This is a genomic window from Kitasatospora sp. NPDC059577 (genome assembly GCF_042735475.1).
Taxonomy (GTDB): domain Bacteria; phylum Actinomycetota; class Actinomycetes; order Streptomycetales; family Streptomycetaceae; genus Kitasatospora.
The window spans coordinates 441,926-465,469 of the sequence record NZ_JBHWBZ010000001.1 but is presented as its reverse complement, the minus strand read 5'-3'; the positions used below and the strand labels follow the sequence as shown (position 1 = coordinate 465,469).

The following is a 23,544-nucleotide window of genomic DNA, read 5'->3' as shown; positions in this document are numbered from 1 at the left end:
CTGTACCGCTGCGGCGACCTCGCCGGCGGCACCCCCGCCGGTCGGCTGGATTAGTGGGGCCGCACCCCCGACCCGGACAAGATCCGCGGTTTCCGGATCGAACTCGGCGATGTGGCGGCCGCGATCGGCCGCCACCCGTCCGTCCGGGGCGTCACCGCGCTCGTCCACGGGTCCGCCCCCGGCGACCGCCGGCTCGTCGCCTACGCGGCCTGCCCCGACGGCACGGACGCCCGCGACCTGCGCGACTTCGCCGCCGGCCACCTGCCCGCCCACATGGTCCCCGCCGCGGTCGTCGTCCTCGACGCCCTGCCCCTGACCCGCAACGGCAAGGTCGACCACGCCGCCCTGCCCGCACCGGAGTTCTCCGGCGACGCCGCCGCCTTCGTGGCACCCGGCACCCCCGCCGAGGAGGCCCTCGCCGAAATCTGGGCCGAGATCCTCCAGGTCGAGAAGGTCGGCGCGAACGACGGCTTCTTCGACCTCGGCGGCGACTCCATCCGCGCCGTGCAGGTCGCCGCGCTCGCCCGCGGGCGCGGCCTGGGCATCGCCGTCGCCCAGATCTACCGGCACCGCACCCTCGCCGACCTCGCGGCCGCCGCCGACACGGCCGCCGACCGCGCGCGCACCGAGCCCTTCGAGCTGCTCTCCGCAGCCGACCGGGCCCGGATCGCCGACGGCCCCGGAGCCGGCCTCGACGACGCCTACCCCATGACGGCGCTCCAGGTCGGGATGATCTACCACATGGCGTCCGACCCCCGGGTGCTGCCCTACGTCAACGCGGCGAGCTACCGCCTGCCGTACCGCTTCGACGAGGAGGCGTTCCGCCGCGCCGTCCGGGCCGTGGTCGCCCGGCACCCCGTCCTGCGGACCGGATTCGACCTGGCGAACTACGACGAGCCGCTGCAACTCGTCCACCGCGAGGCCGAGGTGCCCCTCCTGGTCGAGGACCTGCGGGCGCTGGCACCGGCGGAGCAGGACCGGGCCGTCGACGAGCTGATGGAGCGGGAGCGCCGCCCGTTCGACGTGGAGCAGCCGCCGATGCTGCGCCTCGCCGTCCAGGTGCTCGGCGACGACAGCTTCCAGTGGACGCTGGTCGAGCACCACTCCATCCTCGACGGCTGGAGCCTGTGGTCGACGATCACCGAGATCCTGCTGCACTACACCCGCCTCCTGGACGGCCGGGGCCTGGCGCAACTCCCGCCCCCGGCCTCGGTCTACCGCGACTTCGTCGCCCTGGAGCAGCGCGCGTCGGCCTCGCCCGAGGCCCGGCGGTTCTGGTCCGAGACCCTCGCCGGACACACCCTGCCGCAGCTCCCGGCACCCACCGGGCAGCCGCCCCGGCCCGCCGGACAGGCCCTGCGCGGCGACGGCGCCAGCGGCGTGGTCGACGGCTACGGCTGGCGCGACGCGCACCTGCCGGCGGGCCTCGGCCCGCGGGTCGGGGCGCTCGCCAAGCGCCTCGGCGTCCCCGAGAAGACCGTCCTGCTCGCGGCGCACCTCCAGGTGATCGCGGCGCAGACCGGTCTCGACGACGTCTGCTGCGGGGTCACGCTCAACGGCCGGCTGGAGGAGACCGGCGGGACGGAGGCCCGCGGGCTGTTCCTCAACACCGTCCCGTTCCGGCTCGCGGTGGGCGGCGGACGCCGCTCCGACCTGGTCCGCCGCGTCTTCGAGGCGGAGGCCCGGATCCTGCCGCACCGCCGGATGCCGCTCGCCCGGATCCGGCAACTCGCCGGCGGACGCGACCTGTTCACGACGAACTTCACCTTCAACAACTTCCACGTCATGCGCGACACCATGGGCGGCGGCGAGCACGCGGACCTGCTCAGCGGCCTGGGCGAGCTGACCGCCAGCCGCCGGGTGGAGCCGGCCGACGTCCCGCTCACCGTCACGTTCTTCCGCAACCCGCTGACGGACGGCCTGCAGCTCTGCATCGACTACGACGCCCACCGGCTGACCCCGGCCCGGATCGAGGAGATCGCCGAGCAGCACGTCCGGGCCGTCGAAGCCCTGGTCACCGACCCGGACGGCGAACTCCCCGATCCGAAAGGCGAGTTCGTCGAGGTGGCGCGCACGCCCGCCGGGCCGGGAAGCACACCCGCCGGTGCGGTGCCGGCCCCGGCCGGTCCGCGCACCGGGGCCGTCGCCCCGCAGGGCGTCCTGGAGCGGTTCGCGGCACAGGTCGCGTCGAACGGTGACGCCGTCGCCGTCGCCGACGCGACCGGCGGACGGCTGACCTACCGCGCACTCGACGAGCGCGCCGCCCGGCTCGCCGCCCTGCTCGCCGGGGCCGGAGTGGGCCGCGGCGACCGCGCCGGGCTCTGCCTCGGCCGCTCCGTCGACCTGGTCGCCGCCGTCCTCGCCGTCTGGCGCCTGGGCGCCGCCTACGTCCCCGTCGACCCCGACTACCCGGCGAGCCGGATCGAGTTCGTCCTCAAGGACGCGGACGTCCCGCTCGTCCTCACCGACCCCGGCAGCACCGACCGCGTCCCCGCGGGCCCCTGGCGCACCCTCGACACCACCGGGGCGACGGAGGCCGTCCACACCGGGGCCGTCCGCCCGGAGGCCGCCGAACTCGCCTACGTCATCTACACCTCGGGCTCCACCGGCACCCCCAAGGGGGTCGAGGTCGAGTGGCGGTCGCTGGACAACCTGGTGGCCGTCGCGGACGAGGTCATGGCCCTGCGCCCCGACGACCGGCTGCTCCAGTTCGCGTCGCTGAGCTTCGACGTGTCGGTCGCGGACCTGGTGTCCGCCCTGACCACCGGCGCCACCTTCGTCGTCTCCCCCGGCGGGGCCGACCGCGTCGGCGAGGGACTGGTCGCGGCGATCCGCGCGCACCGGCCGACCGTCGTCTCGATGCCGCCGAGCGTCCTGGCCGGTCTGGAACCCGCCGACCTGCCCGCGCTGCGCCGGGTCGTCGTCGCGGGCGAGGCGCTCCCGGCGCCGCTCGCCGCGCGCTGGGCCGCGGTGGCCGAACTGGTCAACGCCTACGGCCCGACCGAGGCCACCGTCTACGCGACGGCCCACCGCTGCGCCACGGACGGCGACGTCCTGATCGGCCGGGCCGTGCCCGGCGCCGTCGCCCACGTCCTGGACGGGACGGGACGGCCGGTGCCGCCCGGGGCACGCGGGGAGCTCTGCATCGGCGGCGCCGGTGTGGCCCGCGGGTACCTGGGGCGGCCGGGACTGACCGCCGAGCGCTTCGTCCCCGACCCGTCCGGCGACGTGCCCGGGGCACGCCTGTACCGGACCGGCGACGTGGCCCGGTGGACGGCCGGCGGCGAACTCGAGTACCTGGGCCGCACCGACGACCAGGTGAAGATCCGCGGCCTGCGGATCGAACTCGGCGAGGTCGAGTCGCACCTGCGGGCACACCCCGGGGTCGCGGCCGGCGCCGCCACCGCGCTCGGCGAGGGCGCGGAGCGCCGGCTGGTCGGCTACGTCGTCCCGGCCGCGTCCGGCGCGGCCCCGTCCGGCACGGTACCGGCCGCATCCGGCACGCTCTCGGCCGACGAGGTGCGTGCCTGGCTGGGCCGCCGGCTGCCGGCGTACATGGTGCCCTCGGCGGTGGTGGTGCTGGACGCGCTGCCGCTCTCGCCGAGCGGCAAGGTGGACCGCGCCGCGCTGCCCGCACCCGTGCGCTCCGCCCCCGACCCGGCCGGGCGCGTGGCGCCGCACACCCCGCTGGAGGAGGGCCTGGCCCGCCTGTGGGCGGAGGTCCTTTCGGTGGAGCACGTCGGCGCGGAGGACGACTTCTTCGACCTCGGCGGCGACTCCATCCGGGCCGTGCAGATCGCCTTCCGGATCAAGCGCGAGTTCGGCGTCCAGCTCAGGCCGGTCGACGTCCAGCTCAACCCCACGGTCGCGGAACTCGCGCGCCACCTGTCCGCCTGACGGCCGCCGGGCCCCGCGAAACCGCGGAGGCGCGCGGAAGCCGCAGGACGCACAGAACCCGTAGCACCCGCAGGACCCGCAGGACCCGCAGGACCCGCACCACCCCGTCATCCCATCCCGTTTCGCTGTGGAGGTTGCCATGTCCGACGACGAACTCGACCTGGACTACAAGGTCGTGGTGAACGACGAGGAGCAGTACTCGATCTGGCCCCAGGAGCGGGAGAACCCGCCCGGCTGGCTGGACGCCGGGGCCCGCGGCAAGAAGGCGGACTGCCTGGAGTGGATCGAGCGCAACTGGACCGACATGCGGCCCAAGAGCCTGCGCAGCGCCTAGTCACCATCGTTCGGGACGGAGTTGGAGGTACATCTGATGTCACACGGTCTGGACGCCCGGGGAGACGGGTCGGCTCCCGTCCCGGCACCCCGCTCGCCGCACACACCCGCCGCGGCGGGTGCCGGCCGGCTGCCGCTGTCCCTGGCACAGCAGCGGCTGTGGTTCCTTTCCAGGCTCGGGGAGTTCCGGGCCGGGTACAACATGCCCCGGGTGGTCCGGATCTCCGGCCCCCTGGACCGGACGGCGCTCACCGCGGCGCTCGGCGACGTCGTCCGCCGCCACGCGGCGCTGCGGACGGTGTTCCCGGAGGTCGCCGGCGAGCCGTGGCAGGAGGTCGTGGCGGCCGGCGACGTCGCCGGGCGGTTCACGGTGGAGTCCGCCGAGTGCGCCGCCGACGAGGTGCCGGGGCTGGTCGACCTGGCCTGCCGCCACGAGTTCGACCTGACCTCCGAACTCCCGGTGCTGGCACGGCTGTTCGCTACCGGTCCGACGGAACACGTGCTGGTCCTGGTGGTCCACCACATCGCCGCGGACGGCTGGTCCCTCGGCCTCGTGGAGCGCGACCTCGGCACGGCCTACGCCGCGCGTCTGGCCGGCGCCGGGCCGGTCTGGCCCGCGCTGCCCCTGGAGTACCCGGAGCACGCGGTGCGCCAGCGCGCGGCGCTCGGCTCCGAGGACGACCCGCAGAGCCTCCTGTCCCGGCAACTCGATCACTGGCGGGAGGAGTTGCGCGGCTCCCCGCAGGAGCTGACGCTCCCCCGGGACCGGCCGCGGCCGCCGACGGCCGGCCCCTCGCCGGCCGGGACGGTGCGCTTCGAGGTCGACGCCGACACGCACCGGGCGCTGGCGCGGCTGGCCCGCGAGCACCGGGTCACACCGTTCGTGGCACTGCAGACGGCGTTCGCGGCGCTGCTGAACCGGCTGGGGGCGGGCACCGACATCCCGATCGGCGCGCCGGTGGACGGCCGTACCGACGAGGACCTGCAGGAACTCGTCGGGTTCTTCGTCAACACCCTGGTGTTCCGGGTCGACTGCTCGGGCGACCCGAGCTTCGCCGAGCTCCTGAAGCGGGTGCGGCGTACGGCCCTGACGGCCTTCGCCCACCAGGACGTCCCCTTCGACCGGGTGGTCGAGGCCGTCAACCCCGTCCGTACGGCGACCGGCAACCCCCTCTTCCAGGTGAGCTTCTCGCTGGAGGCGGACGGGGACGGCGGCCTGGTCCTGCCCGGCCTGACGGTCACCGAGGAGCCGTTCGGCGCCGGAGCGGCCAAGTTCGACCTCAGCCTCGGCCTCACCGAACACCGTGCGGACGGGCAGCCGGCCGGCCTGAGCGGCGTGCTGGAGTACGCCGAGGACCTGTTCGACCGGGCCACGGTCGAGGCCCTGGCCCGCCGCTGGCAGCTGCTGCTCGCCGGGGCGCTGGCCGAGCCGGCGCGGCCGGTCGGCGAACTCCCGGTGATGGACGCGGCCGAGCGGCAGTGGCTGCTCGACCTGGGCAACGGGCCCGAGGGCGTGCTGCCCGAGGTGCGGCCGTCGGCGGTCGAGCGCTTCGCGGCGCAGGTCGCGGCGGCCGGCGACCGCGTCGCCGTCAGCGACGGCATCGGCACCCGGCTGACCTACCGGCAGCTCGACGAGCGCGCCGGCCGGATCGCGGCCCTGCTGGCCGAGGCCGGCGTCCGGCGCGGCGACCGCGTCGGGCTCTGCCTCGGCCGCTCCGTCGACCTGGTCGCCGCCGTGCTCGGCGTGCTGCGGCTCGGCGCCGCCTACGTCCCCGTCGACCCCGACTACCCGCCGGCCCGCCTGGAGTTCATCCTCGGCGACGCCCGGGTCCCGATCGTCCTGACCGACCCCGGGGCCCGCGACCGCGTCCCGGACGGGCCGTGGCGCACCCTCGACGTCACCCGGACGACCGACGCCGCCGTTCCGGCGCCGGTGCTGCCCGGGCCCGCCGAACTCGCCTACGTCATCTACACCTCGGGCTCCACCGGCCGGCCGAAGGGCGTCGAGGTCACCCACGGCAACCTCGCCGTGCTCCTGGCCTCCACGCAGCTCCTCTCGGACGCCTCGGACACCGACGTGTGGACGCTGTTCCACTCGCTCGCCTTCGACTTCTCGGTCTGGGAGATCTGGGGCCCGCTGGCCTTCGGCGGCCGCCTGGTCGTCGTCCCCCGCGAGGCGGGGATGGACCCGGACGCGCTGCACGCGCTGCTGGCCCGCGAAGGGGTCACCGTCCTGAGCCAGACGCCGTCCGCCTTCCGGCAGTTCGTGGCCCGGGAGGAACGGCACCCGCTGGACGCGCTGCGGCTGCGGATGGTCGTGCTCGGCGGCGAGGCGCTCGACCTCGCGACCGTCGGCAAGTGGCAGCGCCGGTACCCCGCGGACACCACCCGGCTGGTGAACGCCTACGGCGCCACCGAGAACACGGTGCTCACGACCTGGCGGGTGATGCCCGGTGTGGAAGCCGCGACCGCCACCGGCAGCGCAACCGGGGGCAACGTCTCCCCCATCGACGGGACCATCCCGGGCTGGCGGCTGGTCGTCCTGGACGCCCGCGGCGAGCCGTCGCCCACCGGGGTCGTCGGCGAGATCCACGTCGGCGGTCCCGGCGTGGCCCGCGGCTACCTCGCCCGCCCCGCGCTGACCGCCGAGCGCTACCTCCCGGACCCGTTCGGCGCCGAGCCCGGCGGCCGGCTCTACCGCACCGGCGACCTCGGCCGCTGGAACGCCGCCGGTGAACTGGAGTACTGCGGCCGCACCGACGACCAGGTCAAGATCCGCGGCTTCCGGATCGAACTCGGCGAGGTCGAGGCCGCGATCGCCCGGCACCCGTCCGTCCAGGGCGTCACCGTGGTCGTCCACGAGTCCGCCCCCGGCGACCTCCGGCTCGTCGCCTACGCGGCCTGCCCCGACGGCGCGGCCACCCACGACCTGCGCGACTTCGCCGCCCGCCACCTGCCCGCCCACATGGTCCCCGCCGCCGTCGTGGTCCTGGACGCCCTGCCGCTGACCCGCAACGGCAAGGTCGACCGCGCCGCCCTGCCCGCGCCGGAACTCTCCGCCCGCTCCGCCGGCCGGGAGCCCGCGAACGCCACCGAAGCCGCCCTGTGCGCCCTGTTCGCCGAGGTCCTGGAGGTCGACCGGGTCGGCGTCGAGGACGCCTTCTTCGAACTCGGCGGGCACTCGCTGCTGGTCATCCGGCTGGTCGACCGGATCCGCTCCGCCCTCGGCGTGGAACTGTCCATCCGGGCCGTGTTCGAGGCCGCGACCCCGGCCGGCCTGGCCGCGCTCGTCGACCTCGGGCAGCAGGCCCGCCCGGCCGTGCGCCCCACCGCCCGCCCGGACCGCCTGCCGCTGTCCTTCGCCCAGCGCCGCCTGTGGTTCCTCAACGAGCTCGACGGCGGGGCGGCCTACAACATCCCGTACGCGGCCCGCCTCTCCGGCGCCCTGGACGTCGGGGCGCTCACCGCCGCCCTGGCCGACGTCGTCGACCGGCACGAGTCGCTGCGCACCGTCCTGCCCACCGAGGACGGCCGGCCCTGGCAGCAGGTGCTGACCGGCCGGGACGCCCGGACGGAACTGACCGTCACCGACACCACGCCGGACGCGCTGGACGCCGAACTCGCCGAGGAGAGCCGGAGGGTCTTCCGGCTCACCACCGAACCCGCCCTGCGCGCCCGACTGTTCCGCCTCGCCCCGGACGAGCACGTCCTCCTGCTGGTCGTCCACCACGTGGCCTGCGACGGCTGGTCCCTGGAACCGCTGCTCGACGACCTCGCCGAGGCCTACGCGGCGCGCCGCACCGGCACCGCGCCGGCCCGGCCGCCACTGCCCGTCCAGTACGCCGACTTCACGCTCTGGCAGCGGGACCTGCTCGGCGCCGAGGACGACCCGGCGAGCCGGCTCTCCCAGCAGACCGAGTACTGGCGCCGGGCGCTGGCCGGCATTCCCGACCAGCTCGCGCTGCCCTTCGACCGGCCGCGCTCGGGCACCGTCAGCCTGCGCGGCGGGGAGGTCGCGATCGAGGTCGGGCCGGCCCTGCACGCCGCCCTGACGGCCGTCGCGCGGGCCCACGACTGCACCGTGTTCATGGCGCTGCAGGCCGCGGTGGGCGTGGTGCTGTCCCGCTCCGGCGCCGGGCCCGACATCCCGCTGGGCACGGCCACCTCCGGGCGCGCCGACGCCGTGCTGGACGGCCTCGTCGGCTTCTTCGCCAGCACCCTGGTGCTGCGCACCGACCTCTCGGGCGACCCGACCTTCACCGAACTCCTCGGCCGGGTCCGGGAGACCGACCTCGGCGCCTACGCCCACCAGGACGTCCCGTTCGAGACCCTGGTCGAGGCGCTCAACCCGGCCCGGGTCCCCGGCGCCAACCCGCTGTTCCAGGTGAGCGTCTCCATGCTGAACAGCATCAGCGCGGAGCTCGCCCTCCCGGGGCTGGCGGTCGCCCCGCTCGACCTGAGCATGGGGATCTCCGCCTTCGACCTGTCCTTCGTGTTCGGCGAACGCCCGGGCGCCGACCATGCGGCCGGACCGGCCACCGGCCTGGTCGCCGCGATCGGGTACGACGCCGACCTGTTCGACCACGCCACCGTCGAGGGCATCGCCGACCGGCTGGTGCTGGTGCTGGAGGCGATGGCCGCCGACCCGGGCCGCCGGGTCGGCGAGGTGGAGCTGCTGAGCACCCGGGAGCGGCAGCGGGTCCTGCGGGACTGGAACGACACCGCCACCGAGGTGCCGGCGGGCACGGTGCCCGAGCTGTTCGCCGCCCGCGCCGCGCACACCCCCGCCGCCCCGGCGGTGCGGTACCTGGACACCGAGCTGACGTACGCCGAACTCGACGCCCGCGCCAACCGGCTGGCGCACGAGCTGATCGCCCGCGGCATCGGGCCGGGCCGGCTGGTGGCCCTCGCCCTGCCGCGCTCGGAGCAGGTCGTGGTGGCCCTGCTCGCGGTCCTGAAGGCCGGGGCGGCCTACCTCCCGGTCGACCCGTCCTACCCCGCCGACCGCGTCGCGTTCATGCTCGACGACGCGGCCCCGGCCTGTGTGCTCAGCACCGGGGAGGTCGCCGCCGCCCTGCCCGGCGGCCCCGGCCTCCCGGTCCTGGCGCTGGACGACGAGGACGTGCGGCGCTCGGTCGCGGACCGGCCGGCCACCGCGCCCGCCGACGCGGACCGCACCGCACCGCTGCTCCCCGCCCACCCGGCGTACGTCATCTACACCTCGGGCTCCACCGGCCGGCCGAAGGGCGTGGTGGTCTCCCACCGCGGCATTCCCAGCATGGTGAGCGCCCAGGCGGCGACGCTCGGCGTCGACGGCGACAGCAGGGTGCTGCAGTTCGCCTCGATGAGCTTCGACGCCTCCGTCTGGGACACCTGGATGGCGCTGCTGACCGGCGGGTGCCTGGTCGTCGTCCCGGAGTCCGACCGGGTCCCCGGCCCGGCCCTGGCCGACTTCCTGCGCGTCCACGGCATCACCCACGCCACCCTGCCGCCCGCCGTGGTCCTCGCCACCGAGTTCGACGAGGACGTCGCCGGGGTCACGCTGATCACCGCCGGTGAGGCCTGCACGCCCGCCGTCCTCGACGCGGCCCGCCACTTCGCGAAGGTGGTCAACGCCTACGGCCCCACCGAGTCCACGGTGTGCGCGACCGTGCGTACCGTCGACGGGGTGCCGCAAGCCGTCCCGATCGGCCGGCCGGTGGCGAACACCCGGGTGTACGTGCTGGACGCGCGGCAGCGCCCCGTCCCGCCCGGCGTGCCCGGGGAGCTGTACCTCGCGGGCGCCGGACTGGCCACCGGCTACCTGAACCGGCCCGCGCTGACCGCCGAGCGCTTCCTGCCCGACCCCTTCGGCACGCCCGGTGGCGGGAGGCTGTACCGCACCGGCGACCTGGTGCGGTGGACCGCGGACGGCGAGCTGGTCTTCCTCGGCCGGACGGACGAGCAGATCAAGATCAGGGGCTTCCGCGTCGAGCCCGGCGAGGTCGAGGCGGTGCTCACCGGCCACCCGGAGGTCGCCCACGCCGCGGTGATCGCCCGCGAGGACCGACCGGGCGACGTCCGGCTGGTGGCCTACGCCGTCCTGGCGGACGGTCAGGACGCCCAGGACGCCCAGGACCCACAGGACGCCCAGGACCCGCAGGCCCAGCAGGCTCCTCAGGACCGGGACCGCGCCGCCGCACTGCGGCGGTACGCGGCCGAGCACCTGCCGGAGTACCTGGTCCCCGGCGACGTGGTGGTCATCGACCGCCTGCCGCTGACGCCCAGCGGGAAACTGGACCGCAAGGCCCTGCCCGCCCCCGCGGCCGACGGCCCCGCGGCGAACGGCCCCGCCGGGGCCGGCCCGGACGGCGGCGACGCCCCGGACGACCCGCGGGTGGCCGTCCTGGTCCGGCTGTTCGCGCAGGAGCTCGGGCTGGAGCGGGTCGGCCCGGACGACTCGTTCTTCGAACTGGGCGGTCACTCGCTGCTGGCGACCCGCCTGACCGGCCGGATCCGCGCCCTGCTCGGCGCCGAGATCGGCATCGCGACGCTGTTCGAATCGCCCACCGCCGCGGGCCTCGCGGCCCGGCTGGACGAGGCCCCGACCGACCCGTACGCCAACGTCATCGAGCTGCGGCGCGGCGCGGCGAGCAGCCGTCCGGTCTTCTGCATCCACCCCATCGGCGGCCTCAGCTGGTGCTACAGCTCCGTCCTGCCGCACCTGGAGCGGGACCAGCCGGTCTACGGCATCCAGGTGACGGAGAGCCACGGCCGCTTCAAGGCGGTGGAGTCGCTCGACGCGCTGGCCCGGCGCTACGCGGACCTGATCACCGCGACCCACCCGGACGGCCCGTACGTCGTCATGGGCTGGTCGCTGGGCGGGGTGCTGTCCTACGAGGTCGCCCGCCTGCTGGAGGCCTCCGGCCGGACGGTCGACCTGGTCGTCCTCTACGACGCCTGGCCGTACGAGCGGCCGGTGACACCGGAGGAGCTGGACGGCGACTTCGCCGCCTGGGTGACCGGCGAGGTCATCGCGGGCCCGTCCGCCGACGAAGCCCTCGACGCCCGCCAGAGCCGGGCCCTGGTCCGCGCGGCCAAGGGCGTCGCCGCCCTCCTCGGGCCGCCACACCCGGACGGCTACCACGGGCGGGTCCTGAGCATCGCCGCCGCCAAGACCGTCGCCGAGCGGGGCTCCGCGGCGCAGGCCTGGCAGCCGTACCTCACCGCGGCGGAGCACCACGTGGTGGACTCCGACCACGACGCGATGATGACGCCCGCCGTGATGGAGCAGTCGGGGCCGCTGGTGACGGCCGCCCTGACCGCCCTGCCGGCCCTGCCGGGCACCCCGGCGCCGTCGGGAACGGAGGCCGACCGTGGCTGACCACCGCGACCCCGCCCCTGCCTCCGCCCAAGCCCCCGAGCAGGACGTCGACCGGGACGTCGACCCCGACCTGGACATCCCGGACCCCCGCGATCCGCGCCCGCTCGGCGACGACCGCCTGGTCTTCATCCGCCCGGTCCTCGAACCGGGCGGGAAGGTCGTCGCCGGGAACTTCTCCTACTACGACGCCTCCGAGGACACCGCCGGCTTCGAGGAGGCCCGGGTCCGCTACGCGTTCGGCAGCGAACGGCTGTTCATCGGCCGCTACTGCTCCATCGCCGCGGGCGTGACCTTCGTGATGGCCGGCGCGAACCACGTCTTCGACGGTCCGACGGGCTACCCCTTCTTCAGCTTCGAAGGAGACTGGCGCGACGGCCTGATCGACGACCTGATCGCCCGGGGGCCCGGCCGCAAGGGCGACACCCGGATCGGCAACGACGTCTGGATCGGCCGCGGCGCCACGATCATGCCCGGGGTGACCGTCGGCGACGGCGCCATCATCGGCGCCGGCGCGCTGGTCGCCTCCGACGTGGAGCCGTACCGGATCGTCGGCGGCAACCCGGCGAGGGTGATCCGCGCCCGCTACGGCCCCGAGGACGTCGAACGGCTGCTCACGGCCCGCTGGTGGGACTGGCCGGTGGCGGCCGTCTCCCGGCACCTCCCGGAGCTGGTCCTCGGCCGGCCCGAACAGATCCTGTCCATCGCCCGGGCCGAGCGGCTGCTCGGCCCGGAGCCGGCCACCACCCAGGGAAGCGCGTCATGACGAACCCGACCGGAAGCCTCGCCGCCCCGCCGGCGGTCGACCTCGCGGACCCGGCCCTGTACGGGGCCGGCGACCCGGAGTCGGTGTGGGCCGCGCTCCGCCGCGACCACCCCGTCCACTGGAACGACTCCCCGACGGGCGGCGGCTTCTGGGCCGTCACCCGGCACGCCGACGTCCAGCGGGTGCTCAAGGACACCGCGACCTTCACCTCCGCCCAGGGCATGCGGATCGGCCACAACCCGACCGCCACCGCCGAGGCCGCCGGGAAGATGCTCATCGTCACCGACGCGCCCCGGCACGGCAGGATCCGACGGGTCATCAGCTCCGCGTTCACCCCCCGCACCGTCGCCCGCCTGGAACAGAACATGCGGACGATCGTGCGCGAGGAACTGGAGCCGCTGCTCGCCGGTGAACCCCGCGAGTTCACCGACTTCGCCGCCGTCCTGCCGGTGGCGGTGATCTGCGACCTGCTGGGCGTGCCGAAGAGCGACTGGGCGTTCATGCTGAACTCCACCCGGGCCGCCTTCGGGGCCTCCGAGGTCGACCCGATCGCCCGGCTCGAAGCGCACGCCGGCATGCTCGCCTACTACGCCGACCTCGTCGACTTCCGCCGGGACGAACCGGGCGACGACGTCATCAGCGCCATGGTGAACGGCCTCGTCGACGGCGTGCCGCTCACCGACGAGGAGATCTTCCTCAACTGCGACGGCCTCATCTCGGGCGGCAACGAGACCACCCGGCACGCCACCGTCGGCGGACTCCTCGCCTTCGCCGCCGACCCCGGACAGTGGCGGACCGCCGCCGCCGGCCCCGAGGGGATGGACGGCGTCGTCGACGAGATCCTGCGCTTCACCAGCCCGGCGATGCACGTGCTGCGCACCGCCGCCCGGGACACCGAGATCGCCGGGCAGCCGATCCGGGCCGGCGACCCGGTGGCGGTGTGGATGCCGTCGGCGAACCGGGACGAGACGGTCTTCGACGCGCCCGAGCGCTTCGACGTCCGGCGCACGCCCAACCCGCACGTCGCCTTCGGCGTGGGCCCGCACTTCTGCCTGGGCGGCGCCCTCGCCCGGACCGAACTCCGTGTCCTGTTCACCGAACTGCTCGCCCGGGCCGAAGGCGCCGAACCGGCCGGCCCGGCCCGCCGACTGCACTCCAACCTGATCTGGGGCTACGAGTCCGCGCCGGTCCTGCTGCACCCGCGCGACGGGCGGGAGCGGCGGTGAAGCCGCTCGCGGACCCCCGGTTCCGCCGCCTGCTCATCGGCCAGGCGCTCTCCGGCTTCGGCAGCAGCGCCCTGTTCCTCACCCTGGGCATCTGGGCCAAGGACCTCACCGGCAGCAACGCCGCCGCCGGCGGGGTCGAGGCGGCCCTCGGCGCACCCATGGTGCTGTCACCGCTCTTCGGCCACCTCGCCGACCGGGTGCGGCGGCGCCCGCTGCTCATGGTCACCAACGCCCTCATGGCGCTGGCCGTACTGTCCCTGCTCGCGGTGCACGGCCGCGAACAGCTGTGGCTGATCTACCTGGTGGCGGTCTGCTACGGCGTGGCCTTCGGCGTCCTCGGCGCCGCGTCGGCCGGAATCCGCCGCGACCTCCTCCCCGACGACCAGCTGACCGGCGCCAACGCCCTCCTCCAGACCGTCAGTCAGGGGCTGCGCATCGTCGCCCCGCTGGTCGGCGTGGCGGTCTACGCGGCCGCCGGCGCCGGAACGCTCGCCGTGCTCAACTCCCTGACCTTCCTGGCCGCGATCCTGGCGCTGGTCGGCCTGCGGGTCGAGGAGTCGGTCGGGGCGGAGCCCGCCCACGAGCCGTTCCGGCGCAGCGCCCTCGCCGGCATCCGGCACATCGGCGCCACACCGGTGCTGGCCCAGATCGGCTACGCGGCGGCCTGCGCGTTCTGCGTCATCGGCCTGAGCCAGACCGTCATGTTCGCGGTCGTGGACGAGGGGCTGGGCCGGCCGCCCTCCGCGCTCGGCCCGCTCAACGCCGTCCAGGGCGTCGGCGCGGTGATCGGCGGACTCACGGTCTCCGCCCTGATCCGGCGGGTCGGCATGGCGCGCACCGCCGGGCTCGGGATCGGCGCGTTCACGGTCGCGGCGCTCACCTACTGCGTGCCGCACCTGGGGTTCGTGGTCGCCGGCGAGGTCGCGGACGGGATCGCCATCACCTGGATCATGGTGGTGCTGTCGTCCGCGGCGCAGCTGCACACGCCGCCCCGGCTCCAGGGCCGCGTCAACGCCATGTGCACGATGCTGGTGCTGGTCCCGCAGTCGCTGTCGCTCGCCGCCGGCACGGTCCTCATCGACCGGTTCGACTACCGGACCCTGCTGGTCGTGATGGCGGCGGTCACCGCGGCCTGCGCCGCCGTCCTGCTGCTGAGGCCCGCCGTCGCACTCACCGAGCGGGCGTTCGTGACCTCCGCGCCCACCGGACCGGCGGACCGGGACGCCGCCGACTCCGGCCCTGCGGCCAGGCGTTGAGACCGCCGGCCGGTCCCGTCCCGGCAGTCGGAGCGGGAAGAATCGGGCGCCGAAGAAAACCTGACGGCTTGTCATGACTGAAACACTGTTCGACCGGGCATAACTCTCTCAGCCCGCCGAGGGTCCCGGCTGAAGCTCCCCCACGAGCCCAACCGGGACCAAGGCCGGCGACCGGGCCTGGACGTGACTCCCCCCACGGAGTGGCGCCCAGGCCCGCATGGTGTTCAACCAGCGACACGCAGCGTACTTGTCATATCGACGTAGCGCTACTGTGCCGTTCCCCTCCGTCCGTCGAACCACCCGGAACCGGCCGTTCCGCACACCCCGCGCCGCCGCCCGGAGTTGGGCACCTCCACCACGCCCGCCCCGGAGCAGCGGGGCGCCCGGCGCCCCCTCGACCACGTCGCGCACCAGGCACGACGCACCGCACACCGGCCGCGCGGCGGGAGCCGCCGAACCCGTTGACAGCCCCCCGGCGGACTCCTAGCGTGGCGCAGTCGATCACCCGCACGTAGGGACTGCTGATGGCCGAGCCCCGCCCGTACGACCTCGTCCTGTTCGGTGCCACCGGGTTCACCGGCGGGCTCACCGCCGAGTACCTGGCCACGGCCGCGCCCGAGGACTGCCGCTGGGCGCTCGCCGGCCGGGACGAGGGCAGGCTCGCCGCCGTCCGGGCGCGGCTGGCACGGATCGACCCGCGCTGCGCCGACCTCCCCCTGCTGGTCGCGGACGCCGCGGACGCGAAGGCGCTGCGCGCCGTCGCCGCGGACGCCCGGGTGGTGATCTCCACCGTCGGCCCGTACCTGCGGCACGGCGAGCCGCTGGTGGCGGCCTGCGCCGACAGCGGCACCGACTACGTGGACCTCACCGGCGAGCCGGAGTTCGTCGACCGGATGTACCTCCGGCACCACGAACGGGCGGTGGCCACCGGCGCGCGCCTGGTGCACGCCTGCGGCTTCGACTCGGTGCCGCACGACCTCGGCGTGCTGTTCACCGTCGAGGAACTGCTGCGCCGCGGCGGCCCGGCGGGCCGGATCTCCGTCGAGGGTTTCGTCCGCGCCGGCGGCACCATCTCCGGCGGCACCTTCGCCTCGGCGATGACGGCCTTCTCCCGCCCCCGGGCGATGGCCCGCGCCGCCCGGGAGCGCCGCGCGGTGGAACCCCGGCCGGCGGGACGGCTGGTCCGCACCCCGGCCGGCCGGCCGCACCGGTCCCGGACCGCCCGGGCCTGGGCCGTACCGATGCCCACCATCGACCCGCAGGTGGTGTCCCGCTCGGCCGCCGCACTGGACGCCTACGGCCGGGACTTCGGCTACGCGCACTACGCGGCGGTGCGCCGGCTGCCGATCGCCCTCGGCGGCGTCGCCGCGGTCGCGGCGCTCGCCGTCGCCGCCCAACTGCCGGCGCTGCGCCGGGCCCTGGGACGGCTGCGCAAGCCGGGCGACGGGCCGAACGCGGAGCAGCGGGCCCGGTCCTGGTTCGCCGTCCGGTTCGTGGCACGGGAACGCGGCGGACGCACGGTCCTCACCGAGGTGTCCGGCGGCGACCCCGGCTACCAGGAGACCGCGAAGATGCTGGCCGAGTCGGCGCTCTGCCTGGCGTACGACGAACTGCCGCCCACCGCGGGGCAGCTGACCACGGCGGTGGCGATGGGCCGGCCGCTGATCGACCGGCTGATCGCGGCCGGCATCTCCTTCCGGGTCCTGGACACCCCGCCGACGGCCGCCCCCGGCCGGTAACACCCCCGGCACGGGGCGCCGCGGGCCGCCGCCGACGGTCACGCCGGGTGCGGAGACAGGGGCGGCGGCCTGCCGCACGATCCGCGGGCGAGCGGTGCTGCCGCTCGCCCGTGCCCGGCCAGGCTGCGAGGACGTCGCGCAGGTGCTCCACCCGGGCCCGGTCGAGGATCACCACCGTTCGACCATATGTGTCATGTACAGGCCGCCAGACGCTTGTTCTCGGTCAAGAATCGGGCGAGGGCACGCGCAGGACCCGCTACCGGCAGGCGGTCCGGTCCGGGCAGCCGGAGAATGCTGAATGCGGGGGCCGACCGTCGGGCGGACCGGCGGGTCGGCCCGAGGCCGGCGGATGCGAAGGGGCGTGGGCCGGTGCAACCGGTTGCAGTCGAGGACTGGGCGACCCTCTGGGCCCGGCAGGCCAGGGAGCTTCCGAACGGGCGGATCGCGGCCGGGCTCCTGGTCGATCTCGTCGCCGACCCGCGGCAGCACCTCGCCCGGACGGCGACGTTTCCGGTGACGGCCGCGGCCGTGGCCCTGCGCGTCGAACCGAGCCTCCTGCGGGAGGCCCTCCGAGACCTGGCCGACGCGGGCCTGCTCACCCTGGCCTGCCACGAGGCCGCGGGGCCCGGGAGCGAGGTCGCCGTGGTGACCCTCACCGCGCCGGCGTCCCGGCGCACACCGATAGGCCCGCGCCATGCCCACCGATGACCCGGAATACGGGCCACCCGGACGACCGCGGCCGCCCGACGACGCGCCCGGCCACCCCCAACCGGGCGGGGCGACCGCGACCTGGGTGTCACCCGAGGACGAGGAGGCGATGAGGCTGGTCGCCGCCCGGCTCAAGTCCGCCCACCCCGAGGCTGACCCGGCCACCGTGGACGCTCTCGTCGTGGGCGCCTACGACGAACTGCGCGACGCCAAGGTGCGGACGTTCGTCCCGATCCTGACGGAGCGCCGCGCCAGGGCCCTGCTCGCACCGCCACCATCGGACACCCGACCCGTCCCGGAGAGCTGACCGCCTGCGCACCGCAGGGAGTCCGCGCGGGAAGTCGGCAGGCGACGATCCCCTCCACCTCTTTGCCGAAACAGCAACAAGAGTGGAGGCACCCGCGGCACGCGCGACAGGATCGATCCGGAGTCCCGATCGCGCCACCGGCCGGCACCGGCCGCGGCCCGCGCACAGCACGTCAGCAGCTCTGGAGGGTTCATGTCGCAGCACGATCTCACGCACCGGTCGGTCCCCACGGCGGCGGGCCGGATCCACCTGGTGGAGCAGGGCACCGGGCCGCTGGTGCTCCTCGTCCACGGCTTCCCCGAGTCCTCGTACTCCTGGCGCCACCAGCTTCCGGCGTTGGCCGCCGCCGGGTACCGGGCCGTGGCGATCGACGTACGGGGCTACGGCCGCTCGTCCAGGCCCGAGGACGTGGACGCGTACCGGATGCTGGAACTCGTGGCGGACAACGCCGCAGTGGTGCACGCCCTCGGCGAGCAGTCGGCGGTGATCGTCGGGCACGACTGGGGAGCGACGATCGCCGCGAACTCCGCGCTGGTGCGTCCGGACGTCTTCCGGGCCGTGGGGCTGCTCAGCGTGCCGTACGCCCCGCGCGGCGGGCCGCGCCCCAGCGAGGTCTTCGCACAGCTGGGCGGGGACCAGGAGTTCTACGTTTCCTACTTCCAGGAGCCCGGGCGGGCCGAGGCCGAGATCGAACCGGATGTGCGCGGCTGGCTCGCGGGCTTCTACGCGGCGCTGTCCGCCGACACCATGCCCGCGCCCCACGAGGCGGACCCGCACTTCGTGACCAAGGGCGGGACGCTGCGCGACCGGTTTCCGACCGGCCGGCTGCCCCAGTGGCTCGGCAAGGACGATCTCGACGTCTACGCCGGGGAGTTCGAGCGAACCGGCCTGAGCGGCGCACTCAACCGCTACCGGAACATGGACCGGGACTGGGTGGACCTCGCCGACTTCGACGGCGCCCCGATCACCCAGCCGTCCTTCTTCGCCGGCGGCAGTCTGGACGCCTCCACCGTGTGGATGTCCGACGCGATCGACGCGTTCCCCACCACCCTGCCCGGCCTGGTCTCCTCGCACCTGCTCGACGGTTGCGGCCACTGGATCCAGCAGGAGCGCCCCACCGAGGTCAACCGCCTGCTGACCGGCTGGCTCTCCTCGCTGCCCACCTGAATCCCCGGCGCAGCGAGGTCCTGACCCTTCAGCCAGCGGCCGAGTCGGGCACGGCGTCGAAGCCGTGCCCGGCCAGCTCCGTCCCGTCGGGCGCCTCTCCCCCCGACTCCGACCGGAGCGCGACGGCGAGGTCCGGCGAACTCCCGGCTGTCGCCAGGCACTCGGGCGTCGACGTCACCAACTGCCGCAGCGCACCGTAGCCGAGCTGCCTCCGGTACCGCGCACCCGCGCGGCGCAGCACCCGAATCCCGGCGGACTCGCCGGGCCGGGTTGCCTCGGCCGACAGCGCGGTCTTCCCGACCCCCGGCTCCCCAGCAACACCAACGTTCTTCCGGCAGACAGAAGTTCGGCCATGAAGACACCAGGCCGCCTCAGGTCCGGCCCCGCAGAGGACGAAGCCGAGGTTACCGGACCCCTTTGCCCGCAGAGGCGGTCTGACGCACCTCCGAGGTCGGTCTGCAGCAGTTGGCAGGCGGTACCGGAGGTCTGGCCGCAGTGCTGCAGTGGCTCCGACCGGCCCAGCAGCGACTCCGCGATCGGTGTTCCCCAGCTGGTGTGCTCAGCCGGCCTTCAACCGCTCCAGGAACTCCGGGACTCCGTCGACCTGGCGGTAAGGCTTGAAAGCCGGCGCGAGCTCCCGGACCAGGGCAACGCACCGCGGGGCGCCGATGCGGGTGGCCAGGTCGAGCGACTCGCTGGTGACGGCGAGCGCTTGCTCGACGTCGTTGGCTTGGAGGTAGCCCTTGGCCTGGTAGGTCAGGAAGATGCCGCGTGTCTTGTCCCTGGCGCGGGGCAGCAGGGTCATGCCCTCGGCAATCCGCGCATGGGCCTCGTCGGTTCGGCCGAGGTCCAGGAGGCACTGGCCGGAGTCCACGGCGAGGTCGGCCGGGCTCATCCACGCGCACCAGTCGGGTGCGGGGTCGGCGGCCTCGACGGCGAGAGCGGATTCGGCCTCGGACAGGTCGCGGTAGCAGGCGGAGTGGTCGCCAAGCGCGGCGTGGGCCCTGGCCCGGCGGAGGAACAGCAGGGACCGGGCGGCGGGGTGCTCGATGCCGGACAGCGCGTATCCGAGCTGGTCCACGGAGACCTTCGGCTCGCCTAGCCAGTTCGACTGGTAGGCGAAGTCCGAGAGCACCCCGGCGCCGTGGTCGCGGTCGCCGGCGGCGTGTGCGGACTGCAGGGCCGCACCCCACAGCTTCCCGGCCGCCCAATGCCGGCCCTGGTCGAAGCGGTGCCATCCGCAGGTGGTGGCCAGCGAGGCCGCCAGCAGGTGCAGCCTGCGGCCGGTGTTCTCGCTGTAGCGGCCTTCCTCGATCAGCTCGGTCACCGTGGCCAGATGAGCGTCCATCAGGCGGATCGTGTGCTGGCGCTGTTCGGTGGGCAGGGCCGTCAGCTTCGTGCTGGTGTCCTCCAGCCAGTCCACGAGTTCGGCGTCCACCCGCTTGCCCCCGAGGGCCGACGTGAGGCGTTCGGGTTCGATCGTGGCCCACCGGGCGGCGAGGCCGGCCAGCGAGATAGCGCTGTAGGTCATGAAGCTGCGTCGGTCCATGGAAGCTCTCTGTGCATCGTGGAGGGCTTGAACGGTGTAGGCGGACCCCAGCGGCAGCGGTTCGTCGCGTCCGGGCAGCCAGTAGGGCCAGCCGTACGCCTCCATCTCCGAGACCTTGACACCGAAAGCTTCGGCAATCAGGAGCTGGGAGTCGAGGTTCGGCGTCTTGCGCCAGTTCTCCCACCTGCTGACGGCCGCCTTGTCGGCGCCGGACAGGAGCCCGTGGCGGCGGGCGGTCCGGTCGAGGCGGGCGACAAGGTCGCCCTGCGACCAGCCGCGCAAAACGCGTGCGTAGGCGAGGGGGTGCCGGATCGGGTCGTCCACGGGCCAATCCCATCATCGACGGTGACTGTGAGCCTACTGCCGGCGAAGGCGGGACAACCCCGGGACTACAGACAATGCCTTTTCGGGGACGGCGAGTTGGACTGTACTCGTGGCACACCGAAGAACTTCCTTCACGAAGCGGAAGGACTCTGCCCATGAAGCGACGCGCTGCGGTCATCGGTCTCGGCCACCAAGCGTGTGAGGACCACCTACCCGGCCTGCTCGGCTCCGGCAGGGCCGAACTGGCCGCGATCTGCGACAGCAGCCCCGACATCCTGCGCGAGCGTCAGAAATTCTTCCAGGTACCTGCTTTCACCCGGCCCGCCGATCTGCTGGACACCGTCTGTCCGGACTTCGTGATCGTCGCCGTCCCGCACCACGCGGGCCGGGCCGTGATCGAGGAGTGCTCGGCCCGGGGCGTGCACGTCCTCAAGGAGAAGCCGTTCGCCACCTCGCTCGCCGAGGCCCGCGAACTCACCGCGATCTGCCAGGCTGGGCAGGTGGAGCTGATGGTCACCCTCCAGCGGCGGTTCAACCCGATCTACACCAGCGTGGTGCAGTTCCTCGACCAGATCGGCACCCCGTTCCTCATCGACGGCCAGTACACCTTCCACACCGACGACCCCGGAGCGGGCTGGCGCGGGGACGTCAAGCAGGCTGGTGGCGGCTGCATCATCGACATGGGCTACCACCTCATCGACCTGCTGTTGTGGTACTTCGGCCTGCCCAGCCGCGTCATCGCCGACTTCTCGGCCTCAGCCCTGCCCGAGGCCGGCTACGACGCGGAGGACACTGCCGTCATCCAGCTCGGCTACGAATCCGACCTCTACGGCTCCGTCCTGCTCTCACGCTGGGCGGCCCCGAAGACCGAGAAGCTGCACGTCGTCGGCACCCGCGGCTCGGTGCTGCTGACCAAGGGCCACCTCCAGCGGCTCGACCTCAACGGCACCGTCGTGGAGGAGCTCGCCCGGCCGCACGCGCCCGCCAGCGCATCGACCGCCCAGATCGACTACTTCTGCCGGGTCCTGGACGGCGAACGCCCCAACACCTCCGGCCCCGAACAGCACCTCGCCCACGCCGCCTTCATCGCCTCCTGCTACGAGTCCAAGGCAGCCGGGCGCTACATCGACCCGAAGGAGATGCTGTGACCTCAACCCTCGCCCTCCTCGGCGGCAAGCCCGCCGTCACCACCGGCGGCCCGCACTTCAGCTGGCCGCCGATCGACGACACCACCCGCGCCAAGGTCGCCGCTCAGCTGGAGGAGTCAATCTCCATCCCCGGCCGGTCCGGCATCGTCGCCGAGCTGGAGAACGGCCTGCAGGAGTACTTCGGCGTCCGGCACGCGGTCACCACCAGCTCCGGTACGGCCGCCCTGCACGCCACCTACTGGGCCGCGAGGATCAAGCCCGGCGACGAGGTCATCGTCCCGGCCTGGACCTTCCACGCCACCGCCTCCCCGCTCTTCCACCTCCGCGCGGTGCCCGTGCTGTGCGAGACCCGGCCGGACGGCAACATCAACCCCGACCGGATCGAGGAGCTGATCACGCCCAGCACCCGGGCCATCATGGTCACCCACCTGTGGGGCAAGCCCGCCGACATGACCGACCTCGTCGCCCTGGCGAACGCCCACGACCTGGCGCTGCTGGAGGACGGCTCCCACGCCCACGGCGCCGGCATCGCCGGGCACAAGGTCGGCACCTTCGGCCTCGCCTCGGCCTTCTCCCTCAACGGCCCCAAGCCGCTGTCCGGCGGCGAGGGCGGGTTCGTCCTCACGGACGACGACGACACCTACCACCGCATCATCACGCTCGCGCACTACAACAAGCGGGCCAAGACCGAGATCCCGGAAGGCCATCCGCTCGCGCGGTACGCGGTCACCGGGGCCGGCCTCAAGCTCCGCATCCACCCCCTCGCCGCCGCCATCGCCCACGACCAGCTCGCCCGCCTCGACGGCTACCTCGCCGGCCGCGCGGAGATCGCGCGCTACCTCACCCGCCGGCTGGCCCGGATACCTGGCCTCGAGGTCACCGAGATGCCCGACGAGGTGATCCCGTCCTGGTACGGGTTGACGCTCACCTACCGGCCGGACGAGATCGGCGGCCTGTCGATCGAGCGGTTCCACCAGGCGCTGATCGCCGAGGGGGCCACCGAGTTCGACCGGCCCGGTTCCACCTGCCCGATGAATCAGCTGCCGCTGTACCAGCAGCCCAGCATGCTGTTCCCCGGTCACCCGCACTCCCACCGTCGGTACGAGCCGGGCGATTTCCCGGTCGCCGAGCATGCCTATGCCCACACGATCAAGCTCCCGGTCTGGCATCGTGAGCAGGATCTGGAGCTGGCCGAGCAGTACGCCCGCGCGGCCATGAAGATCAGCGACCATCACAAGGAGCTGCTGTGACCGTCACCTCCCCCGAGTTCGTGGCCGGCTTGGCGGCCGACGCCTCAGCCGCCGGCATCACCGGCTTCGTCGCCGCCGCCGTGATCAACCACGACGGGCGGGTCCTGCTCGTGCGCCGCAACGCCGACGACTACATGGGCGGCCTGTGGGAGATCCCTTCCGGGACGGTCGAGGCCGGGGAGAGCATCCTGAACGGCCTGCACCGCGAGACCAACGAGGAGACCGGCCTGACCATCGACCAGGTCACCGGCTACCTCGGGCACTTCGACTACGAGAACAGCCGCGGTGGCACCACCCGACAGTTCAACTTCGCCGTCACCGTGAAGAAGACCGAGCCGATCGTCCTGACCGAGCACGACGCCCACCAGTGGGCCCAGCCCGGCAACCTGCCCGAAGTCAGCGATGCGGTCCGCAGCCTGATCACCTCCTGAGTCAGAGCCGTCAGGCTCTGCCGAGCGGCCCGCTCCTCGAAGCCATCGAGGATCGGGCCACTTAACTTACGGTTCCGGCGGGG

At 74.1% G+C, this 23,544-nt stretch carries 15 protein-coding genes; 13 read left to right on the top strand and 2 right to left on the bottom strand.

What is annotated here, in order from left to right:
* Positions 1–111 precede the first annotated feature (111 nt).
* The 10 genes from ACFV0O_RS02195 (at position 112) to ACFV0O_RS02150 (ending at position 18,759) form a co-directional block, all read left to right on the top strand.
* Positions 112–3,897, top strand: a complete 3,786-nt coding sequence (locus ACFV0O_RS02195; protein WP_380335104.1) for an amino acid adenylation domain-containing protein — start codon at positions 112–114, stop codon at positions 3,895–3,897.
* A 139-nt stretch (positions 3,898–4,036) separates the two neighbouring features.
* The gene (locus ACFV0O_RS02190) at positions 4,037–4,231 is read left to right on the top strand and encodes an MbtH family NRPS accessory protein (RefSeq protein ID WP_360261177.1); all 195 of its coding nucleotides are present in this window, start codon (positions 4,037–4,039) and stop codon (positions 4,229–4,231) included.
* Between the two features lie 36 nt (positions 4,232–4,267).
* Complete coding sequence (locus ACFV0O_RS02185; RefSeq protein WP_380335101.1) at positions 4,268–11,593, top strand: amino acid adenylation domain-containing protein; 7,326 nt, start codon at positions 4,268–4,270, stop codon at positions 11,591–11,593.
* A complete protein-coding gene (locus ACFV0O_RS02180; RefSeq protein ID WP_380335098.1) occupies positions 11,586–12,356 on the top strand; it encodes a CatB-related O-acetyltransferase in 771 nt (256 codons plus the stop codon). The genes ACFV0O_RS02185 and ACFV0O_RS02180 overlap by 8 nt, the downstream gene beginning before the upstream one ends.
* Entirely contained in the window at positions 12,353–13,582 is a 1,230-nt protein-coding gene (locus tag ACFV0O_RS02175) for a cytochrome P450 (protein WP_380335095.1), read from the top strand. Before ACFV0O_RS02180 ends, ACFV0O_RS02175 begins: the two co-directional genes overlap by 4 nt.
* The gene (locus ACFV0O_RS02170) at positions 13,579–14,838 is read left to right on the top strand and encodes an MFS transporter (RefSeq protein ID WP_380335091.1); all 1,260 of its coding nucleotides are present in this window, start codon (positions 13,579–13,581) and stop codon (positions 14,836–14,838) included. Before ACFV0O_RS02175 ends, ACFV0O_RS02170 begins: the two co-directional genes overlap by 4 nt.
* 524 nt (positions 14,839–15,362) lie before the next feature.
* Positions 15,363–16,577, top strand: coding sequence for a saccharopine dehydrogenase family protein (locus ACFV0O_RS02165; RefSeq protein WP_380335088.1), 1,215 nt, complete (start codon positions 15,363–15,365; stop codon positions 16,575–16,577).
* Positions 16,578–16,946: 369 nt separating this feature from the next.
* Positions 16,947–17,285, top strand: a complete 339-nt coding sequence (locus ACFV0O_RS02160) for a hypothetical protein (RefSeq protein WP_380335085.1) — start codon at positions 16,947–16,949, stop codon at positions 17,283–17,285.
* Between the two features lie 85 nt (positions 17,286–17,370).
* Entirely contained in the window at positions 17,371–17,592 is a 222-nt protein-coding gene (locus tag ACFV0O_RS02155; protein WP_380335081.1) for a three-helix bundle dimerization domain-containing protein, read from the top strand.
* Positions 17,593–17,784: 192 nt separating this feature from the next.
* Positions 17,785–18,759 carry an alpha/beta hydrolase gene (locus tag ACFV0O_RS02150; RefSeq protein ID WP_380335078.1) on the top strand — a complete coding sequence of 325 codons (975 nt, stop codon included), beginning with the start codon at positions 17,785–17,787 and terminating at the stop codon, positions 18,757–18,759.
* Positions 18,760–18,787: 28 nt separating this feature from the next.
* Here ACFV0O_RS02150 and ACFV0O_RS02145 read toward each other — a convergent pair whose 3' ends face one another.
* Together ACFV0O_RS02145 and ACFV0O_RS02140 are read right to left on the bottom strand one after the other, a co-directional pair.
* Positions 18,788–19,000, bottom strand: a complete 213-nt coding sequence (locus ACFV0O_RS02145; protein WP_380335075.1) for a hypothetical protein — start codon at positions 18,998–19,000, stop codon at positions 18,788–18,790.
* Positions 19,001–19,318: 318 nt separating this feature from the next.
* Positions 19,319–20,632, bottom strand: a complete 1,314-nt coding sequence (locus ACFV0O_RS02140; RefSeq protein WP_380335073.1) for a helix-turn-helix transcriptional regulator — start codon at positions 20,630–20,632, stop codon at positions 19,319–19,321.
* 155 nt (positions 20,633–20,787) lie between these two features.
* On the opposite strand from ACFV0O_RS02140, the gene ACFV0O_RS02135 reads away from it, so the two are divergent.
* From ACFV0O_RS02135 to ACFV0O_RS02125, 3 genes are read left to right on the top strand one after another with little or no spacing between them, the layout of a single operon-like run.
* On the top strand, positions 20,788–21,780 hold the full coding sequence (locus ACFV0O_RS02135) for a Gfo/Idh/MocA family protein (RefSeq protein ID WP_380335071.1): 993 nt from the start codon (positions 20,788–20,790) through the stop codon (positions 21,778–21,780).
* A complete protein-coding gene (locus ACFV0O_RS02130) occupies positions 21,777–23,030 on the top strand; it encodes a DegT/DnrJ/EryC1/StrS family aminotransferase (protein ID WP_380335068.1) in 1,254 nt (417 codons plus the stop codon). The genes ACFV0O_RS02135 and ACFV0O_RS02130 overlap by 4 nt, the downstream gene beginning before the upstream one ends.
* Positions 23,027–23,461 carry an NUDIX hydrolase gene (locus ACFV0O_RS02125; protein ID WP_380335066.1) on the top strand — a complete coding sequence of 145 codons (435 nt, stop codon included), beginning with the start codon at positions 23,027–23,029 and terminating at the stop codon, positions 23,459–23,461. Before ACFV0O_RS02130 ends, ACFV0O_RS02125 begins: the two co-directional genes overlap by 4 nt.
* Positions 23,462–23,544: the final 83 nt, after the last annotated feature.